Source organism: Azospirillum sp. UFLA03-27, assembly GCF_059803775.1.
Genome location: NZ_JAUQTX010000005.1, coordinates 1 through 16,162 on the forward strand (window position 1 = coordinate 1; position 16,162 = coordinate 16,162).

At 67.7% G+C, this 16,162-nt stretch carries 18 protein-coding genes; 2 read left to right on the plus strand and 16 right to left on the minus strand.

The genetic code is table 11. The annotated features are described in order from the left end of the window. Nucleotides 1–760: IS630 family transposase (locus tag Q4I23_RS01450; RefSeq protein ID WP_498525077.1), on the plus strand; the 760-nt coding region annotated here is incomplete at its 5' end. A gap of 20 nt (nt 761–780) precedes the next feature. Here the strand turns inward: Q4I23_RS01450 and Q4I23_RS01455 are convergent. Further along, nucleotides 781–1,362: a LysR family transcriptional regulator gene (locus Q4I23_RS01455; RefSeq protein WP_498525078.1), complete on the minus strand. Its 582-nt coding sequence runs from the start codon at nt 1,360–1,362 to the stop codon at nt 781–783. Between the two features lie 122 nt (nt 1,363–1,484). Here Q4I23_RS01455 and Q4I23_RS01460 point away from each other — a divergent pair, with 122 nt between their 5' ends. Continuing rightward, the gene (locus tag Q4I23_RS01460; protein WP_454018192.1) at nt 1,485–2,012 is read left to right on the plus strand and encodes a GNAT family N-acetyltransferase; all 528 of its coding nucleotides are present in this window, start codon (nt 1,485–1,487) and stop codon (nt 2,010–2,012) included. A 6-nt stretch (nt 2,013–2,018) separates the two neighbouring features. On the opposite strand, the gene gloA is transcribed toward Q4I23_RS01460, so the two are convergent. The 15 genes from gloA to rpsB form a co-directional block, all read right to left on the minus strand. Continuing rightward, complete coding sequence (gene gloA / locus Q4I23_RS01465; protein ID WP_014240164.1) at nt 2,019–2,414, minus strand: lactoylglutathione lyase; 396 nt, start codon at nt 2,412–2,414, stop codon at nt 2,019–2,021. Then, nucleotides 2,411–3,631, minus strand: coding sequence for a lipid-A-disaccharide synthase (gene lpxB / locus Q4I23_RS01470; protein WP_498525079.1), 1,221 nt, complete (start codon nt 3,629–3,631; stop codon nt 2,411–2,413). The genes gloA and lpxB overlap by 4 nt, the downstream gene beginning before the upstream one ends. Beyond that, nucleotides 3,628–4,470 (minus strand): LpxI family protein, encoded by an 843-nt coding sequence (locus Q4I23_RS01475; RefSeq protein WP_498525080.1) that lies wholly within the window; start codon nt 4,468–4,470, stop codon nt 3,628–3,630. Before Q4I23_RS01475 ends, lpxB begins: the two co-directional genes overlap by 4 nt. A 52-nt stretch (nt 4,471–4,522) precedes the next feature. After that, entirely contained in the window at nt 4,523–5,311 is a 789-nt protein-coding gene (gene lpxA, locus Q4I23_RS01480) for an acyl-ACP--UDP-N-acetylglucosamine O-acyltransferase (protein ID WP_454018189.1), read from the minus strand. Beyond that, entirely contained in the window at nt 5,308–5,778 is a 471-nt protein-coding gene (gene fabZ / locus Q4I23_RS01485; RefSeq protein WP_035673111.1) for a 3-hydroxyacyl-ACP dehydratase FabZ, read from the minus strand. Before fabZ ends, lpxA begins: the two co-directional genes overlap by 4 nt. Nucleotides 5,779–5,974: 196 nt before the next feature. After that, entirely contained in the window at nt 5,975–6,553 is a 579-nt protein-coding gene (locus Q4I23_RS01490; protein WP_014240159.1) for an OmpH/Skp family outer membrane protein, read from the minus strand. A gap of 1 nt (nt 6,554) precedes the next feature. Continuing rightward, complete coding sequence (gene bamA, locus Q4I23_RS01495) at nt 6,555–8,924, minus strand: outer membrane protein assembly factor BamA (protein ID WP_498525081.1); 2,370 nt, start codon at nt 8,922–8,924, stop codon at nt 6,555–6,557. A gap of 29 nt (nt 8,925–8,953) precedes the next feature. Further along, nucleotides 8,954–10,087: an RIP metalloprotease RseP gene (rseP, locus tag Q4I23_RS01500; RefSeq protein ID WP_498525102.1), complete on the minus strand. Its 1,134-nt coding sequence runs from the start codon at nt 10,085–10,087 to the stop codon at nt 8,954–8,956. A 54-nt stretch (nt 10,088–10,141) separates the two neighbouring features. Continuing rightward, nucleotides 10,142–11,332, minus strand: a complete 1,191-nt coding sequence (locus Q4I23_RS01505) for a 1-deoxy-D-xylulose-5-phosphate reductoisomerase (RefSeq protein WP_498525082.1) — start codon at nt 11,330–11,332, stop codon at nt 10,142–10,144. Between the two features lie 7 nt (nt 11,333–11,339). Then, a complete protein-coding gene (locus tag Q4I23_RS01510; protein ID WP_454018186.1) occupies nt 11,340–12,188 on the minus strand; it encodes a phosphatidate cytidylyltransferase in 849 nt (282 codons plus the stop codon). Continuing rightward, nucleotides 12,133–12,870: an isoprenyl transferase gene (locus Q4I23_RS01515; RefSeq protein WP_454018185.1), complete on the minus strand. Its 738-nt coding sequence runs from the start codon at nt 12,868–12,870 to the stop codon at nt 12,133–12,135. Before Q4I23_RS01515 ends, Q4I23_RS01510 begins: the two co-directional genes overlap by 56 nt. Before the next feature lie 4 nt (nt 12,871–12,874). After that, nucleotides 12,875–13,444, minus strand: coding sequence for a ribosome recycling factor (gene frr, locus Q4I23_RS01520; RefSeq protein WP_035673102.1), 570 nt, complete (start codon nt 13,442–13,444; stop codon nt 12,875–12,877). Nucleotides 13,445–13,447: 3 nt separating this feature from the next. Continuing rightward, a complete protein-coding gene (gene pyrH, locus Q4I23_RS01525; protein ID WP_454018184.1) occupies nt 13,448–14,203 on the minus strand; it encodes a UMP kinase in 756 nt (251 codons plus the stop codon). Nucleotides 14,204–14,257: 54 nt separating this feature from the next. After that, on the minus strand, nt 14,258–15,187 hold the full coding sequence (tsf, locus tag Q4I23_RS01530; RefSeq protein WP_183180758.1) for a translation elongation factor Ts: 930 nt from the start codon (nt 15,185–15,187) through the stop codon (nt 14,258–14,260). A gap of 115 nt (nt 15,188–15,302) precedes the next feature. After that, nucleotides 15,303–16,097 carry a 30S ribosomal protein S2 gene (gene rpsB, locus Q4I23_RS01535; protein WP_145678218.1) on the minus strand — a complete coding sequence of 265 codons (795 nt, stop codon included), beginning with the start codon at nt 16,095–16,097 and terminating at the stop codon, nt 15,303–15,305. Nucleotides 16,098–16,162: the final 65 nt, after the last annotated feature.

Consider the following 16,162-nt stretch of genomic DNA (forward strand, 5'->3'; position numbering starts at 1 on the left):
CGATCCGCCGCCCGGCCGCGGTTTGTGGACGGGCCACTCGGTCGCCCAGTGGATCGCCGGCATGCTTGGCCGGCTCGTCTCACCCCGGCGCGGCACCGATTATCTGGGCCGGCTCGGCTTCACCCGCCAAATACCGCGCCCCCGCCACGCCGAAGCCGATCCCTTGGCCCAGGAGGTCTTCAAGGCCCGGTTCCGCCGCCGTGTGCAGGCCCTCCAGCAGGAAGACCCGGACACACCCTTGGAGGTGTGGGCGATGGATGAGCATCGCGTCGGGCTGAAGCCGGTGCTCCGCCGAGTGTGGGCGCCGCGCGGCCGCCGGCCGGTGGCGCGCGGCCACCAGCGCTTCGAGTGGATGTATCTCGCGGGCTTCGTACGGCCGAGCACCGGACAGGTGATCTGGTTCCTCGTCGATGGCCTCGATGCGCCCATGTTCGGTGCTATCCTGGACGCCTTTTCCCGCGAGGTCGGGGCCGGGCCCACCAAGCAGGTGCTCATCGTCCTCGATGGCGCGGGCTGGCATGTCGCCGGCTCGCTGGACATCCCGGAGGGCATCACGCTGGAGTTCTTACCCCCGTATTCCCCCGAATTGCAGCCCGCCGAGCATCTCTGGCCACTGACTAACGAGACGATCGCCAACACCGACTTCGAGGATCTCGATGCCCTCGATCAAGCACTCGCCGATCGCTGCTGCGGTCTCGCCGATGATCCCGACCGTATCCGCGCCGCCACATGGTTCCACTGGTGGCCGCAATTCGCATGAATTCCAAGCAATGGAAGCCTTCATGCGCCATCGGTATGATAATGCAGCAGCGTCTGGCGGGACAGGTCGGCCGGACCGGACAGCCGCTCGGCCAGCGACGGCGCACAGACCGGGAACAGCGGCTCTTCCGACAGCAGCGTCCCGTCGGGACCCGGATCGCCGCCGCGCACGTAGCGGATGACCGCCCAGCCCGCCTCGGCCTCCGACGCGCGATCCGTGTTGCCCCCCTCGATGTCCAGCCGCAGGCCCGGCCGGCTATCCAGGAAGCGCCCCAGACGCGGCACCAGCCACAAGGCCGCCCAAGTGCGCGGCGCGGCAATGCGCAGCCGTTCCGGCCCTTGTCCAGCGATGCGGTCCCAACTCTCCTGAACCCGCCCCAGCCCGGCGGTGCAGGCCTGCGCGAGATCGCGCCCGGCGTCGGTCAGGTGAAGCCCCTGCGGGGTGCGATCGAACAGACGGACATTCAGCCGCTTCTCCAGATCACCCACCTGTCGGCTGACCGCGCCATGTGTCAGGCCAAGCTCGTCGGCGGCGCGCGTCATGCTGCCGTGACGGGATGCCGCTTCGAAGGCGGCCAAGGCGGTAAGGGGAAGGCGCGGCATCGGTGGCGTCTCCGGAGGTCGATGTGAGAATTCCTCACACCCATGCCCTGCGAAGTCAATTGTGGACCGGGGGAGCGGCGGGCAGGCTTGGGCGCAGACACCGAACCATCCCGGCACTTCCCATGACCATGACCTTGTCCATCACCGACATCTCCACTCTCGATGACGGCCGCCTGCGCGCGGAACTGGAAGCGCTTCTGGAGGACGCGGTGAACAGCGGCGCTTCGGTGGGCTACCACGCCCCGCTGGCCCCTCACTGGAAGCGGGCCTTCTGGGGCGGCGTGGCCAAGCTGCTGTCGGGCGGCGCGCACCGTCTGCTGATCGCCCGTGGGCCGGAGGGAGAGTTGCTGGGAAGCGTGCAGTTGGCGCTCTGCAGCAAGCCGAACGGCGCGCACCGCGCCGAGGTGCAGAAGCTGCTCGTCTTCACCCGCTACCGCCGGAACGGAGTCGCGCGACGGCTGATGGCGGCGGTGGAGGACACCGCCCGTGGTCTGGAGCGGTCGCTTCTGGTGCTCGACACGCTGAAGGGCGACCGCGGCGAGCCTTTCTACGAGGCGACGGGCTGGCAGCGGGCCGGGCTGATTCCCGGCTACACGGTGGAAGCGGACGGCGCCTTCCATGACACCGTCCTCTTCTACAAAACGCTGTGAGACCGGTTACTTCGTCTCGATCAGCTCGACCTTGTAGCCGTCCGGGTCCTCGATGAAGGCGATCACGGTGGTGCCGTGCTTCATCGGGCCGGGCGGGCGCGGAATTTTGACGCCTTCCTTGGCGAGCTGCTCGCAGGTGGCGTAGATGTCTGGAACGCCCAGCGCGATGTGGCCGTAAGCGGTGCCGATGGCGTAGGGTTCGGCCTGGTCCCAGTTGTGGGTCAGCTCCAGGACGGCGGTGTCCTTCTCATCGCCATAGCCGACGAAGGCCAGCGTGAAGCGGCCGCCCTCATAATCGTTGCGGCGCAGCAGCTTCATGCCGAGCAGGCGGGTGTAGAAGTCCAGCGACTTCTCCAGATCATAGACCCGGAGCATCGTGTGCAGCAGGCGGAATTGGCTCATGGTCTCTTCTCCCAAGCGGGTTCTTGCGCTCTTGTCTTATCCGGCCTCGTCTTATGCGGCTGGCCGGCAGAAACCTCCAGCACGACCTGGGCAGCGCGCTCGCTGGGCGGCGTTCCGCCCTGCCCCAGCCAGTGCGCCACCTCCATCACCCCGTCGATCTGTGCCGTGCGGGCGGCCGGATCGTCGAGCAGACGCCCCAGTTCGGACGCCAACCGGTCGGGGCGGCAGTCCTCCTGAAGCAGTTCCGGCACCAGCATGCGGTCGAGCATCAGATTGACCAGATTGACGTATTTGACCCGGATCAGCCGCCGGTACAAGGCCACCGTCACTGGGTTGAGGCGGTAGGCGATCACCGTCGGCAGGCGCGCCAACGCCAGTTCCAGCGCCACCGTCCCGGACGCCGCCAGCGCGGCTTCCGCCGCGGCGAAGGCATCGTATTTCGGGCCGTCGCCCTCGACGAGGATGGTGGGCATCGGCCAGCCCGCCACCTCCGCCGCCACGCGGTCACGCACCGTCGCCACGGTCGGCACCACGGCGACCAGTTCCGGATGAGACGGCAGCAAGCGCTCAAGCGTGGCGCGGAAGTCGGGGAGGAGGCGGGACACCTCCCCCTTCCGGCTTCCCGGCAGGACGGCGACGATCCGCGCATCCGGTGCCAGCCCGTGGGTCTCCCGGAAGCGCTGCGCGTCGCCATGCCCGGCGCCGCTCTCCACCACCGAATGGCCGACGAAGGTGCAGGGAAGCCCTTCCTTCTCGAAATAGGGCGGCTCGAAGGGCAGGATAGCCAGCAGATGATCATAGATCGCCGCGTACTTGGCGGCGCGCTTCGGCTTCCAGGCCCAGACGGTGGGCGCCACATAGTGGATGAGCGGAATCTCCGGCGCCTGTGCCTTGACCCGCTTGGACACCCGCACCGTGAAGCCCGGCGAATCGATGCCCACCACCGCGTCGGGCCGCAGCCGCAGGATGTCCGCGACCGTCTGGTCGATGCGGCGCAGCAGGTTCGGCAGATGGGGCAGCAGTTCGAACACGCCGAACAGGGTCAGTTCGCCCATCGGGAACAGGCTCTCCAGCCCCTCCGCGACCATCTTCTCGCCACCGATGCCGGCGAAGCGCACCCGCCCGCCGGTCAGCCGCTTGCAGGCGGCCATCAGCCGCGCGCCCAGCGCGTCGCCGGAGGGCTCCCCGGCGATCAGGAAAATCAGCGGATCGCTCACGACCGGGCCTCCGACGCAACGGTGATGCCGACGACGAAGAGACCCAGCCGGTCGGCAGCCTCGGCCACCGCGACGCGGTCCACCAGCAGGCTGCCGCCCGCCTCGACGGCGATGCCGCGCAGACCGGCGCGGGCGGCGTTCTCCACGGTCGTCACCCCCATGGTGGGCAGGTCAAGGCGGCGGTCCTGCTGCGGCTTCTTCACCTTGACCAGCACGCCGCCCGCGCCGGGCCGCGCCAGCCCGGCGCAGCGGGCCAGCATGGCGTCGGTGCCCTCGATGGCCTCGACGGCGAGCACGATCCCCTGCTGCACCACGGCGCCCTGCCCGACGTCCAGAGCGCCGAGTGTGCGGGCGACCTCGACCGCACGGGCGATGTCGCGCTCCGCCTCGCCGTCCGGACGCAGCCGGCCCACCGGCCCAGCCGGGGTCAGAAGCTCGCCCAGGAGTTCGTGCAGACCGACCACGCGGAACCCCTCCCCTTCGAGTTCGCGCGCGACGGAGCGCAGCAACCCGTCGTCGCCGAGCGCGCGGGTGCCGACCTTGGCGAGGAACTTGGTGGTGTACCAGTCGGGAAGAAGCTCGGTGAATGACGGCCGGCGCACCGGTCCGGCGAAGACCAGCTCCCCGACCTTTTCCTTCTTCAACCGGTCGATGATGCTGCCGGCGGCGCCGAAGCGGCTCCACAGATGAGGAAGGCCCACGACGGTGGCGGGGTCGGTGTGGCCGTCGAAGGCGACGACGAAGACCTCGCGCCCCTGGCCGCGCACCGCGGCGGCGATGCGGGCCGGCAACGTGCCGCCGCCCGCCAGTATGCCGAGCTTGGGAAGAGGCTGCGACATGGCCGGGACTCTCCCACGGAACAGAACAAGGAAACGGAGCCCGGACGGCTCCTCAGCCCTCGCGCGGCTGGCAGAGCGACCGCGAGGCCCGTGCGAAGGTCAGAACGTCGGCGACCAGCGCCTGCTGCCCCAGGTCGCGCCCGACCTCCTCCATGCGCTCGGCGAAGGTGCCCTCGTTGCCGAACAGCAGACGGTAGGCGGCGCGCAGGGCGTGAATCTCATCCTTCTGGAAGCCGCGACGCTCCAGCCCGACGAGGTTCAGGCCGGCCAGACGCGCCCGGTCGCCCATGACGAGGCCGTAGGGGATCACGTCCTTCTCCACGCCGGACATGCCGCCGATCATGGCGTGCGAGCCGATGCGGACGAACTGGCGGACCGCCGACAGCCCGCCGATGGTCACGAAATCGCCCAGTTCCACATGGCCGGCCAGCGTGGCGTTGTTCGCCAGGACCGCGTTGTTGCCGACGACGCAGTCGTGGGCGATGTGGACGCCGACCATGAACAGGCCGTTGTCGCCGATCCGCGTAACCATGCCGCCGCCCTCGGTGCCGGGGCTCATGGTGACATGCTCACGGATCTGGTTGTTGCGCCCGATGATCAGTTCGGACGGCTCACCCTTGAACTTCAGGTCCTGCGGGCGGTGGCCGATGGACGCGAACGGATAGACCACCGAGTCCTCGCCGACGCGCGTACGGCCCTCGACCACCACGTGAGAGGTCAGCCGCACGCGGTCGCCCAGTTGGACATCCGGCCCGACCACGCAAAAGGGACCGATGAAAACGCCTTCGCCCAGCCTGGCGGCCGGATCGACGACCGCCGTCGGGTGAATGGAAACGCTCATTTCTCGTCCAGGATCATGGCGGAATAGACGGCTTCGGCGACCAGGACACCGTTGACCTTGGCCTCGCCCTTGAACTTCCACACGTTGGCGCGCTGGCGCTGCTTGGTTACGTGGATGTGGATGGTGTCGCCGGGCGTGACCGGGCGGCGGAAACGCGCCTCGTCCACGGTCATGAAATACACCAGCTTGCCCTCGGACTCCTTGCCCAGCGTGGCGACCACCAGCACGGCGGAGGTCTGCGCCATCGCCTCGATGATCATCACGCCCGGCATCACCGGTCGCGACGGGAAGTGCCCCTGAAAGAACGGCTCGTTGATGGTGACGTTCTTCACGCCGGTGGCGCTTTCGCCCAGAGTGATGTCGATCACCCGGTCGATCATCAGAATCGGATAGCGATGCGGGATCATTTCCATGATCCGCATGATGTCGAGGTCGGCTATCTTCTTGTTGTCCGCCGTCACATCCATGGTCCGGCCGCCCGCCTTTCAAAATCCACGAGAACGCCCCGCGCCGCACCTGCGGCGGCCCGGGACGAAGCCCCTTGTGCCCCATTTCCGGGGATTTGGCAATCCCGACGCCGACGGCATTCCGGCTCCCCCCTTTGCGCAAACAAAAAGCCGCCACGCCTCCCTGCGGAAGCGTGGCGGCTCGTTCCGACGCGCCTTACTGCTTGGGAACGGTCAGCGCGACCTGGGGCAGCTTCTTGTTCACCCGCTCCAGCACGACGTCGGTGACGTCGAGCTGGGTGTCGACCAGGACGAACTGCTGGCGGGCGAGGACCAGGTTGGCCCCGCGCTCGCGCGCGACGTCGGCCACGATCTCCACCATGTTCTTGTGGACGACGGCCATCGCCTCGTTCAGAGCGTTTTCCAGAGCGCGCTTGCGGCTCTGCACCGTCTTCTGGACCTCGCCGACCTGCTTCTCGAAGTCGCGGCGCTTGTTGGCCAGCGCGTCCGGAGCCAGCACGGTCTGCTGCTTGCGCAGTTCCTCCTCGGACTTGCGCAGCTTGTCCTCCAGCGAGGCAATTTCCTTCTGGTAGGTCTCGCGCAGCGATTCGAAGGACTTCGAGACGCCCTTGGAGGCGTTCGACTCCTGCATGATCTTCTGCACGTCGACCACGGCGATGACCGGCGCCTTGAGGTTGTCGGTCGGCTTGTCCTGGGCGAAGGACGGCGTCGCCATCGCGACGCCCGCCAACACCGCACCGGCGGCGACCAGCGCCCTGAGCTTGCTGAACTGCATGTTAGAACCTGGTTCCAAAGCTGAAGCGGAAGATCTCTTTCTTGTCGTAATCTTCCTTGAGAATCGGGACCGCAAAGTCAAGGCGGATCGGCCCGAAGGGCGAGCGCCAGGACAAGCCGGTGCCGACCGACAGGCGGACCGATTCGTCGTCGGGGACGAGCGGATCGTTGATGTCGACCTTGCCCAGCGTGCCGACGTCGGTGAAGGCATGGCCCTTCAGCCCGAATTCCTCGGGCAGGCCGACCGGGAAGCTCATTTCGACCGACCCGCGGTAATAGCGGGTGCCGCCCAAGGCGTCGCCGGTGCGCAGGTCGCGCGGGCCGATGCCGGCGGTGTTGAAACCACGCAGCGTGTCACCGCCGATGAAGAAGCGATCGGACAGGGCAATGCCGTCGTCACCGATGCCGACAATGTAGCCGACCTCGCCGGTGGCGCTGACGACCCAGCTGTCGTCGAACAGCGGCAGGTAATAGCCGGCGCCGAGACGATTGCGCAGGAAGCGGGCGTCGCCACCCAGACCCGCGAGATCGTTCGTCAACCGGATGTAATAGCCTTCGGTCGGGTTCAGGCGGCTGTTGCGGCGGTCGTACGTCAACTCCTGCCCGATCAGCGAAGTCAGGCGCGAGCCCTTCTGGTCCTGAATGTACCGGGAGGCCGAGCTGGGAACGCTGGTGATGTCGGTGTTCTGGAGCTGGTAGTAGACGCGCTGGCGCAGGTTCTCCGTCAGCGGATAACCCATGCGCAGGGCCATGCCGGTGCTCTTCTCGTCGAAGGAGCTTTCGTCCTGGTAATCGCGGGTGATGCGGAACAGGTCGAAACCGGCGGACAGGTCACGGTCCAGGAAATAAGGCTCCGTGAAGGAGACGTCGTATTCCTGGCGGCTGCCCGACACGGTGGCGCCGAAGCGCAGATCCTGGCCGCGGCCCAGCAGGTTGCGCTCGCGGATCGAGAAGTCAGCCAGCGGACCGTCCGAGGTCGAGTAGCCGGCGCCGATGGAGATTTCACCGGTGGACTGCTCAGTCACCTCGACGTTCATCACGGTGCGGTCGGGCGCCGAGCCTTCCGCGGTGGTGATGTTGACGCGCTCGAAATAGCCCAGGTCCTTGATGCGCTGCTCGGAACGGCGCAGCTTGGTCGTGCTGAAGGGGTCGCCTTCGGACAGCAGCATCTCGCGCCGGACCACCTTGTCCAGCGTGCGGACGTTGCCGGTCACGTCAATGCGCTCCACGAAGACGCGCGGGCCTTCGACGATGTCGTAGACGATGTCGATGGTCTGGTTGTCGCGGTTGCGCGAGATGCGTGGGCGAACGTCCACGAAGGCGTATTGCAGGTCACCAACGGCGTTGGACAGCTTGGTGATGGTGTTCTCCACCTCCTGCGCGTTGTACCAGTCGCCCTCGCGCGTGCTCAGCACGCTGCGCAGCTGCTCCGGGTCCAACGCCTTCAGGGAGGTGCTGATGTCCATCTTGCCGAACTTGTAGCGCTCGCCCTCGTCCACCGTGAAGGTGATGACGAAGTCCTCGCGGTCAGGCGTCAGCTCCGCCACGGCGGAGACGACGCGGAAGTCGGCGTAGCCTTCCTTGAGGTAGTAGCGGCGCAGCAGGTCGCGGTCGTAGTTCAGGCGGTCCGGATCGTAGTTGTCGTCCGACGTCATGAAGCGCCACCAGGCGCTTTCCCGCGTCTGGATCGCCTCGCGCAGCGTCCCGTCGGAGAACTTCTCATTGCCGATGAAGGTGATGCTGCGCACGCCGGTGCGCACACCCTCGTTGATCTCGAACACCAGATCGACGCGGTTCTGGTCGAGCTGGATGATCTTCGGCTCGACCGTCGCGGCGAAGCGGCCCTGGCGGCGGTAGATGTCCAGGATGCGCTGCACGTCGCTCTGGACACGCGTGCGGGTGTAGACGACGCGGGGACGGAGCTGGATTTCCTTCTCCAGGTTCTCCTTCTCGATGCGCCGGTTCCCCTCGAAGGCGATGCGGTTGATGATCGGGTTTTCCGCCACCTGCACCACCAGCGCATCGCCGTCGCGCTTCAGCACGACGTCGGCGAACAGGCCCGTGTTGAACAGGGCCTTCAGCGACTGGTCGATGCGGTCGGGATCGAAGGGATCGCCGGGCGCCACCGCGAGGTAGGAGCGGACCGTCGTCGGCTCGATGCGCTGAACGCCTTCCACCCGGATGTCCCGGATGGTGCCGCCCGAGAACATCTGTGCCACCAGCGTCCCATCGCCGAACGCGGCGGATTTCGCCGCGCCCGGTTTGGGCGCGCCCGCCTGGGCCCAGGCTGCGTGGGAAAGGGCAAGAGAAACCGTCGTCATGGCGCAACCGGCCATCAGGCCGAACGCCAGAACCCTGCTCGACACCCGCAAAGCTCGCTCCCTGGCTTTGGGGGCATCCCTCAGGAAATGAGCCCCCTAAAGAAATCCACCACGCGAAGCTGAACGAGATCGTTCCACGTGGCGAAAACCATGAGCGTTAATACCAAAGCAAGCCCGATGCGGAAACCGTATTCTTGCGCTTTAGGTCCGAGAGGACGCCCACGGAGTCCTTCAAGGGCGTAGAACATCAGATGGCCGCCGTCAAGCAGCGGAACCGGAAACAAATTGATCATGCCGAGGTTCACGGACAGGAAGGTCATGAACCAGATCAGCGGATACCAGCCGGATTGCGCGACCTCGCCGGACATCTGGGCGATGCGCAGCGGTCCGCCCAGCTCCTCGGTGCCGCGCGAACCCTCGATCATCTGTCCCAGCGCCACGAAGGTGCCGGAGACCATGCCGACGACCTCCCGTCCCGCCTGCCACAGCGCGGTCAGCGGGTCGTGGCGCTTCGTCTCCGCTCCGCCGCGCATGATGCCGAGTTGGCCGATGCGGTGGGTGTTGCCGAGTCGGTCGGTGACCTCGCGCACGTCCGGAGTCGCTGTCAGGTTGACCGAACGCCCCTCGCGCTGCACAACCATCTCCAGCGGCGCTCCCGGCTGCATGGAGACGATCTGCCGGATTTCCTCGAATCGCTGAATGCCGCTGCCGTTGATCGAGACGATCAGGTCGCCGGGCTGCAGCCCGGCGCGCTCCGCGGCGCTGCCCGGCTGCACGCCGCCGACGTCCGGCGGGGTGAAGGACTGGCCGGCGGTGGCGAAGAGGATGGTCAGGGCGACGATGGCGAACAGGAAATTCGCGATGGGTCCCGCCGCCACGATGGCCGCCCGCTGGCCGAGCCGCTTGTGGTGGAAGGAGACCGCCTGCTCCTCGGCGCTCATGCTCTGCGTGTGGGCGCCGGGCGTGCTCGCCGGGTCGGCGTCGCCGAACATCTTCACATAACCGCCGAGAGGGATGGCGCTGAACTTCCAGCGCGTTCCGGAGCGGTCGGTCCAGCCGAACAGCTCAGGCCCGAAACCGATGGAGAAGACCTCGATCCGCACGCCGTTGCGGCGCGCCACGAGGTAGTGACCGAGTTCGTGCACAAACACGAGCACGGTGAGGACCAGCAGAAAAGACAGAAGCGTGGTCCCGAAGCCGCCCATGACGTCCATCACATCCTTTGCATCCCGGAGCGGTTCCTTCGCGGCCCGCGCCCGGAAAAAGACTCAGCGTGCCAGGGCCGCGACCCGGTCGGCCGCCACGCGGCGCGCCTCGGCGTCGGTGTCGCGCACCGCGCCAAGGTCGCGGAGCGGCCGGTGCGGCAGCGTACCCAACACCCCCTCGACGATCCGTTCGATGTCGAGAAAGCCGATCCGGCGGTCGAGAAACGACTGCACGGCCACCTCGTTGGCGGCACTGAGAATAGTAGGAGCGCCCCCACCGCTTTGCAAGGCGGCCCGGGCGAGCCTCAGGGCCGGGAATCGCTCGGGGTCCGGCGCCTCGAAGGTCAAGGTTGCGGCCTTGACGAGGTCCAGCCGTTCGGCGGGCGTCGGGATGCGCGCCGGCCAGCCGAGCGCGTAGGCGATCGGCGTGCGCATGTCCGGCGTGCCGAGCTGCGCCAGGACCGAGCCGTCCACATACTCGACGAGCGAATGCACGACCGATTGGGGGTGGACCAGGACGTCAATCTTCTCTTCGGGAACGCCGAAGAGGAAATGCGCCTCGATGATCTCCAGCCCCTTGTTCATCATGGTGGCGCTGTCGATGGAGATCTTGGCGCCCATCTCCCAGGTCGGGTGGGCGACCGCCTGCTCGCGCGTCGCCGCCGCCATGAAGGCCCGGTCCCTGGTGCGGAAGGGGCCGCCGGAGGCCGTCAGGATCAGGCGCTGGACGCTGTCCAGCCGGTCAAAGTCGAAGACCTGGTAGATCGCCGAATGCTCGCTGTCCACCGGCAGCAGGTTGGCGCCGTGGCGGCGCACCTCCTCCATCATCAGGGCGCCGGCGCAGACCAGCACCTCCTTGTTGGCGAAGGCGACGCAGGCGCCGCGGCGCACGGCGGCCAGCGTGGGCTCCAGCCCAGCGGCACCGACGATGGCGGCCATCACCCAGTCGGAAGGGCGCTCGGCGGCCTCGGCCACCGCCTGGGGGCCGGCGGCGGCCTCCACGCCGGTGCCGGCCAGCGCCTCCTTGAGGTCGGCGTAGGCGGCGGGGTCGGCGACCACGGCCAGCTTCGGGCGGAGTTGCCGCGCCTGCTCGGCGAGGAGGGCGACGTTGCGGTTGGCGGTCAGCGCCTCCACCGGGAAGCGCTCCGGATCGCGGGCGACGAGGTCCACCGTCTGCGTGCCGACCGATCCGGTCGAACCGAAGATCGTCACGCGGCGCGGCGCGCTCCCCGCCTCTTCAGCCTTCACAACCATGACCCCGTCACCACCATGCGATTGCCGTGCCGATGGTCGCGTGGAACAGGGCCAGCACCGGGGCCGCGGCGAGCAGCCCGTCGATGCGGTCCAGAATTCCTCCGTGACCAGGAATGAGATGGCCGCTGTCCTTCACGTTGTAACGGCGCTTGACCGCGGATTCGAAGAGGTCGCCCGCTTGCGCCACCACAGCCAGAACGGCGCCCACCGCAAGAGCCAGCAACGGCCGTTGCGCGCCGGCCGCCAGAGCCACCCCCCACCCCACCAGGGCGGAGGAGGCCATGCCGCCGATCAGACCGGCCCATGTCTTCTTCGGGCTGATGCGCGGGGCCAGCTTCGGCCCGCCGATGGTGCGTCCGGCGGCGTAGGCGCCGATGTCGGTCGCCCAGACGCCGAGCATTGTGAAGAGGAACAGGGCGAGGCCGGACTCCGGATCGTCGCGCAGCCACATCAGACCGGCCAGACCGGCCACGATGTAGAGGACGCCGCCTCCGGACAGACCGCGATCCGGCCCGCCCGAGGCCAGCGCGACACCGGCGGTGGCCAGGATGGCGATGACGACGGCCGCCCACGGCCCGGCGGCGATTTGCGCGGCCAGGGCCAGCAGGACGCCGGCCACCGATAACGCGATGGCAGCAGCCTTGCGGCGGCAGGGAACGAGGTTGCTCCACTCCACGGCGGAGGCCACGGCGCCGAGCGCGATCAGGGCGTGGAAAATCCAGCCGCCGGCCCAGACCGCGGCCAGGACAAGCGGAGCCAGAACGAGCGCCGAGATGGCGCGCGTCTTCAGGTCTCCGGATTTAACGGGTGCCGGTGGTTGCGCCGAAGCGACGTTCCCGTCGGTGGAACTCTTCAATCGCCGCCTCCAGGTCACGCTTGGAAAAGTCAGGCCAGAGCGTGTCCACAAAGACCAGCTCGGCATACGCCGCCTGCCACAGCAGGAAGTTGCTGATGCGCTTCTCGCCGCTGGTGCGGACGATCAGGTCGGGGTCCGGGATGTCGGCGGTGAACAGGCGTTCGGACAGCCGGTCCTCGGTGATGTCCGCGGGATCGAGCGTCCCCGCCTTCACCTCTTCGGCCAAGCGCCGAGCCGCCAGCGTGATCTCCTGGCGGGAGCCGTAGCTCAACGCCACCACGAGGGTCAGCCTGCGGTTGTCGCGGGTCAGATTCTCGGCGTTCTCGATCAGGCCGACAATGTCCTTGGACAAGCGGGCCCGGTCGCCGATGACGCGCAGGCGCACGCCGTTTCGGTGGAGGTCGGCAATCTCGCTGCGCAGGTAGAAGCGCAGGAGCTGCATGAGGTCGGACACCTCCTCCTCCGGCCGACGCCAGTTCTCGGACGAGAAGCTGAAGATCGTCAGATAGCCGATCCCCAGGTCGCCCGCGGCTTCGACCGTCCGGCGGACGGCGTCCACGCCCTTTTTATGGCCGGCGGTGCGGGGCAGCCCTCTGGACTTCGCCCAGCGCCCGTTGCCGTCCATGATCACGGCCACGTGCGCGGGCGGGCGCAGGGGGCGGCTGTCTTCCGCGTCGCGCATGCCGTCAGACCTGCATGATGTCCTTTTCTTTCGCCGCAAGCGCATCGTCGACCAGCTTGATGTACTGGTCGGTGAGCGCCTGGACCTTCTCGCCGAGCCCCTTGTGCTCGTCCTGCGAGATGTCTCCGGCCTTCTCGGCCTTCTTCAGGCCGTCCATGCCGTCACGGCGCACGTTGCGCACGGCGACGCGGGCCTGCTCGGCGTATTTGTGGGCGACCTTGGCGAGTTCCTTGCGGCGCTCCTGCGTCAGGTCGGGCAGCGGGACGCGGATCGACTGGCCTTCCGTCTGCGGGTTCAGGCCGAGGCCCGAATCGCGGATGCCCTTCTCCACGGCCTTGACCATGCCGCGGTCCCACACCTGCACGACGATCAGGCGCGGCTCCGGCACGCTGACGGTGCCGACCTCCTTGAGGTGCATGCGGGCGCCGTAGGCCTCGACGGTCACGGGCTCAAGCAGGCTGGCGGAGGCGCGGCCGGTGCGCAGGCCGCTCAACTCCTTGCGAAACGCCTCAAGCGCTCCTTCCATGCGGCGCTTGAGATCCGACTGGAGGTCCGATGTATCAGGCGCAGCCACGGCTCACTCCGTTTCTTCGTTGATGATCGTAAACTTGCCCCGGCCCTGCATCACCTCGGCGAAGGCGCCGGGGGTGTGGATCGAGAACACGAGTATGGGGATGTGGCTCTCGCGCGCCAGGGAGATCGCGGAGGCGTCCATCACCTGCAGATCGTTCGCCAGGACTTCGAGATAGTTCAGGCGCTCGTAACGCTCGGCGTCCTTCACCTTCTTCGGGTCGGCGGTGTAGACGCCGTCCACCTGCGTGCCCTTCAGCAGGGCATCGCAGCCCATCTCCGACGCGCGCAGAGCGGCGGCGGTGTCGGTGGTGAAGAAGGGGTTGCCGGTGCCGGCGGCGAAAATCACCACGCGCCCCTTCTCCATGTGCCGGATGGCGCGGCGCCGGATGTAGGGCTCGCACACCGAGGACATGGGAATGGCCGACTGCACGCGGGTCGCGACACCCATCCGCTCCAGAGCGCTCTGCATCGACAGGGCGTTCATGACGGTGGCGAGCATCCCGATGTAGTCGGCCGAGGCGCGCTCCATGCCGCTCGCCGCACCCTTCACGCCGCGGAAGATGTTGCCCCCGCCGATGACCAGGCTCACCTGGACGCCCAGTTGGATCACCGCCTTCACCTCGTTGGCGACGCGGTTGACCACCTCCGGGTCGAGGCCGTAGTCGCGCTGACCCATCAACGCCTCGCCCGACACCTTCAGCAGGACTCGTTTGAAGCGGATGCCGTCAGCCGGCTCGGTGGTCCCGGTGGTCTGGGCCATGGGGGGCTTTCTCCCGGTTGGTGTGAAGAGTGCGTGCGGCGGGTCGCCGGGTCCTTACTTCTGACCGGCGGCGGCGGCGACTTCGGCGGCGAAATCGCTCTCCGCCTTCTCGATGCCCTCGCCCAGCGCGAAGCGGACGAAGCCCGTCACCTTGACCGGGGCGCCGACGTCCTTGGCGGCGTTCTCAACCACCTTGCGGACCTTGGTCTCGCCGTCGATCACGTAGGTCTGCTCCAGCAGCACCACTTCCTCGTAGTACTTGCGGATGCGGCCTTCGAGCATCTTCTCGACGATGTTCTCCGGCTTGCCCGAGGCGCGGGCCTGGTCGGCGAGCACGTTGCGCTCACGCTCCAGGGCGGAGGTGTCGACGTCGGCGATGTCCAGGGCGTCCGGACGGGCGGCGGCGATGTGCATGGCGATCTGCTTGCCCAGATCGTTCAGCTTGGCGGCGTCGCCGGTCGACTCCAGGGCGACCAGAACGCCGATCTTGCCGAGGCCCGGCGCGATGGCCGAGTGAACGTAGGACACGACAACGCCCGCCGGGACCGACAGCTTGGCCGAGCGGCGGATGTTCATGTTCTCGCCGATGGTGGCGATCAGGTTGGTCAGCTCTTCCTGGACCGTGCGGCCGGCGTCCGGATAGGCGGTGCCCTTCAGGCCCTCGACGTCGCCCGAACCGGACAGGACCAGCTCGGCGGCCTTCAGGGAGAAGGCCTGGAACTTGTCGTTGCGCGCGACGAAGTCGGTCTCGGCGTTCACCTCGACGACGGCGCCCGCGGTGCCGGCGGTGGCGACGGCAACCAGGCCCTCGGCGGCGACGCGGCCGGACTTCTTGGCGGCGGCGGCGAGGCCCTTCTTGCGCAGCCAGTCAACGGCGCCCTCGAGGTCGCCCTGGGTCTCGGCCAGCGCCTTCTTGCAGTCCATCATGCCCGCGCCGGTCTTCTCGCGCAGTTCCTTGACGAGCGCGGCGGTAATCTCGGCCATGGTTTCGCCCTCTTCCTTCCGAACAGATCCAAGCGGATCGGGTTGATCCAAACAACTCATAAAAAAGGCAGCCGGGCCATAGGTCATAAGGCCCGGCTGCCCCGTATCACCGGGATCAGGCCTGGGCTTGCTCAGCCGGCGCGGCCTCTTCCGCTTCGGCTTCCGGCAGCTGCTCGGCCGGAGCCTCCTCGCTGGAGCCGACGTCGATGCCGGCGGCGCTCATCTCGGCCTGCAGACCGTCGAGCACGGCGCCGTTCACCAGCTCGCAGTACAGGTCGATGGCGCGCAGGGCGTCGTCGTTGCCCGGGATCGGGAAGGCCACGCCGTCCGGATCGGAGTTGCTGTCGATCACCGCGATGACCGGGATGCCGAGCTTGTTGGCTTCCTTGACCGCGATCGACTCCTTGTTGGTGTCGATGATGAAGAGGACGTCCGGCAGGCCGCCCATCTCCTTGATGCCGCCCAGCGCGCGCTCCAGCTTGTCGCGCTCGCGGGTCAGCTCGAGGATTTCGCGCTTGGTCAGGCCCGAGGTGTCGCCGCCCAGGCGCTCTTCCATCTCGCGCAGGCGCTTGATCGACTGGGAGATGGTCTTCCAGTTGGTCAGCATGCCGCCGAGCCAGCGGTGGTTGACGTAGTACTGGCCGCACTTCGACGCGGCCTCGGCCACCTTCTCCTGGGCCTGGCGCTTGGTGCCGACGAACAGGACGCGGCCGCCGCCGGCGACGACATCACGGACGGCCTGCAGGGCGCGGTGCAGCGCTGGGACGGTCTGCTCCAGGTCGATGATGTGCACACCGTTGCGCACGCCGAAGATGTACGTGCCCATCTTCGGGTTCCAGCGGCGGGTGTGGTGACCGAAGTGGACGCCGGCTTCGAGCAGCTGGCGCATGGTGAAAGACGGAATAGCCATTTGGAAAAGTCCTTTTCCGGTTGCTCCGCCGCGGGCACTGTCCGTTTGACAGGACACCGGATCGG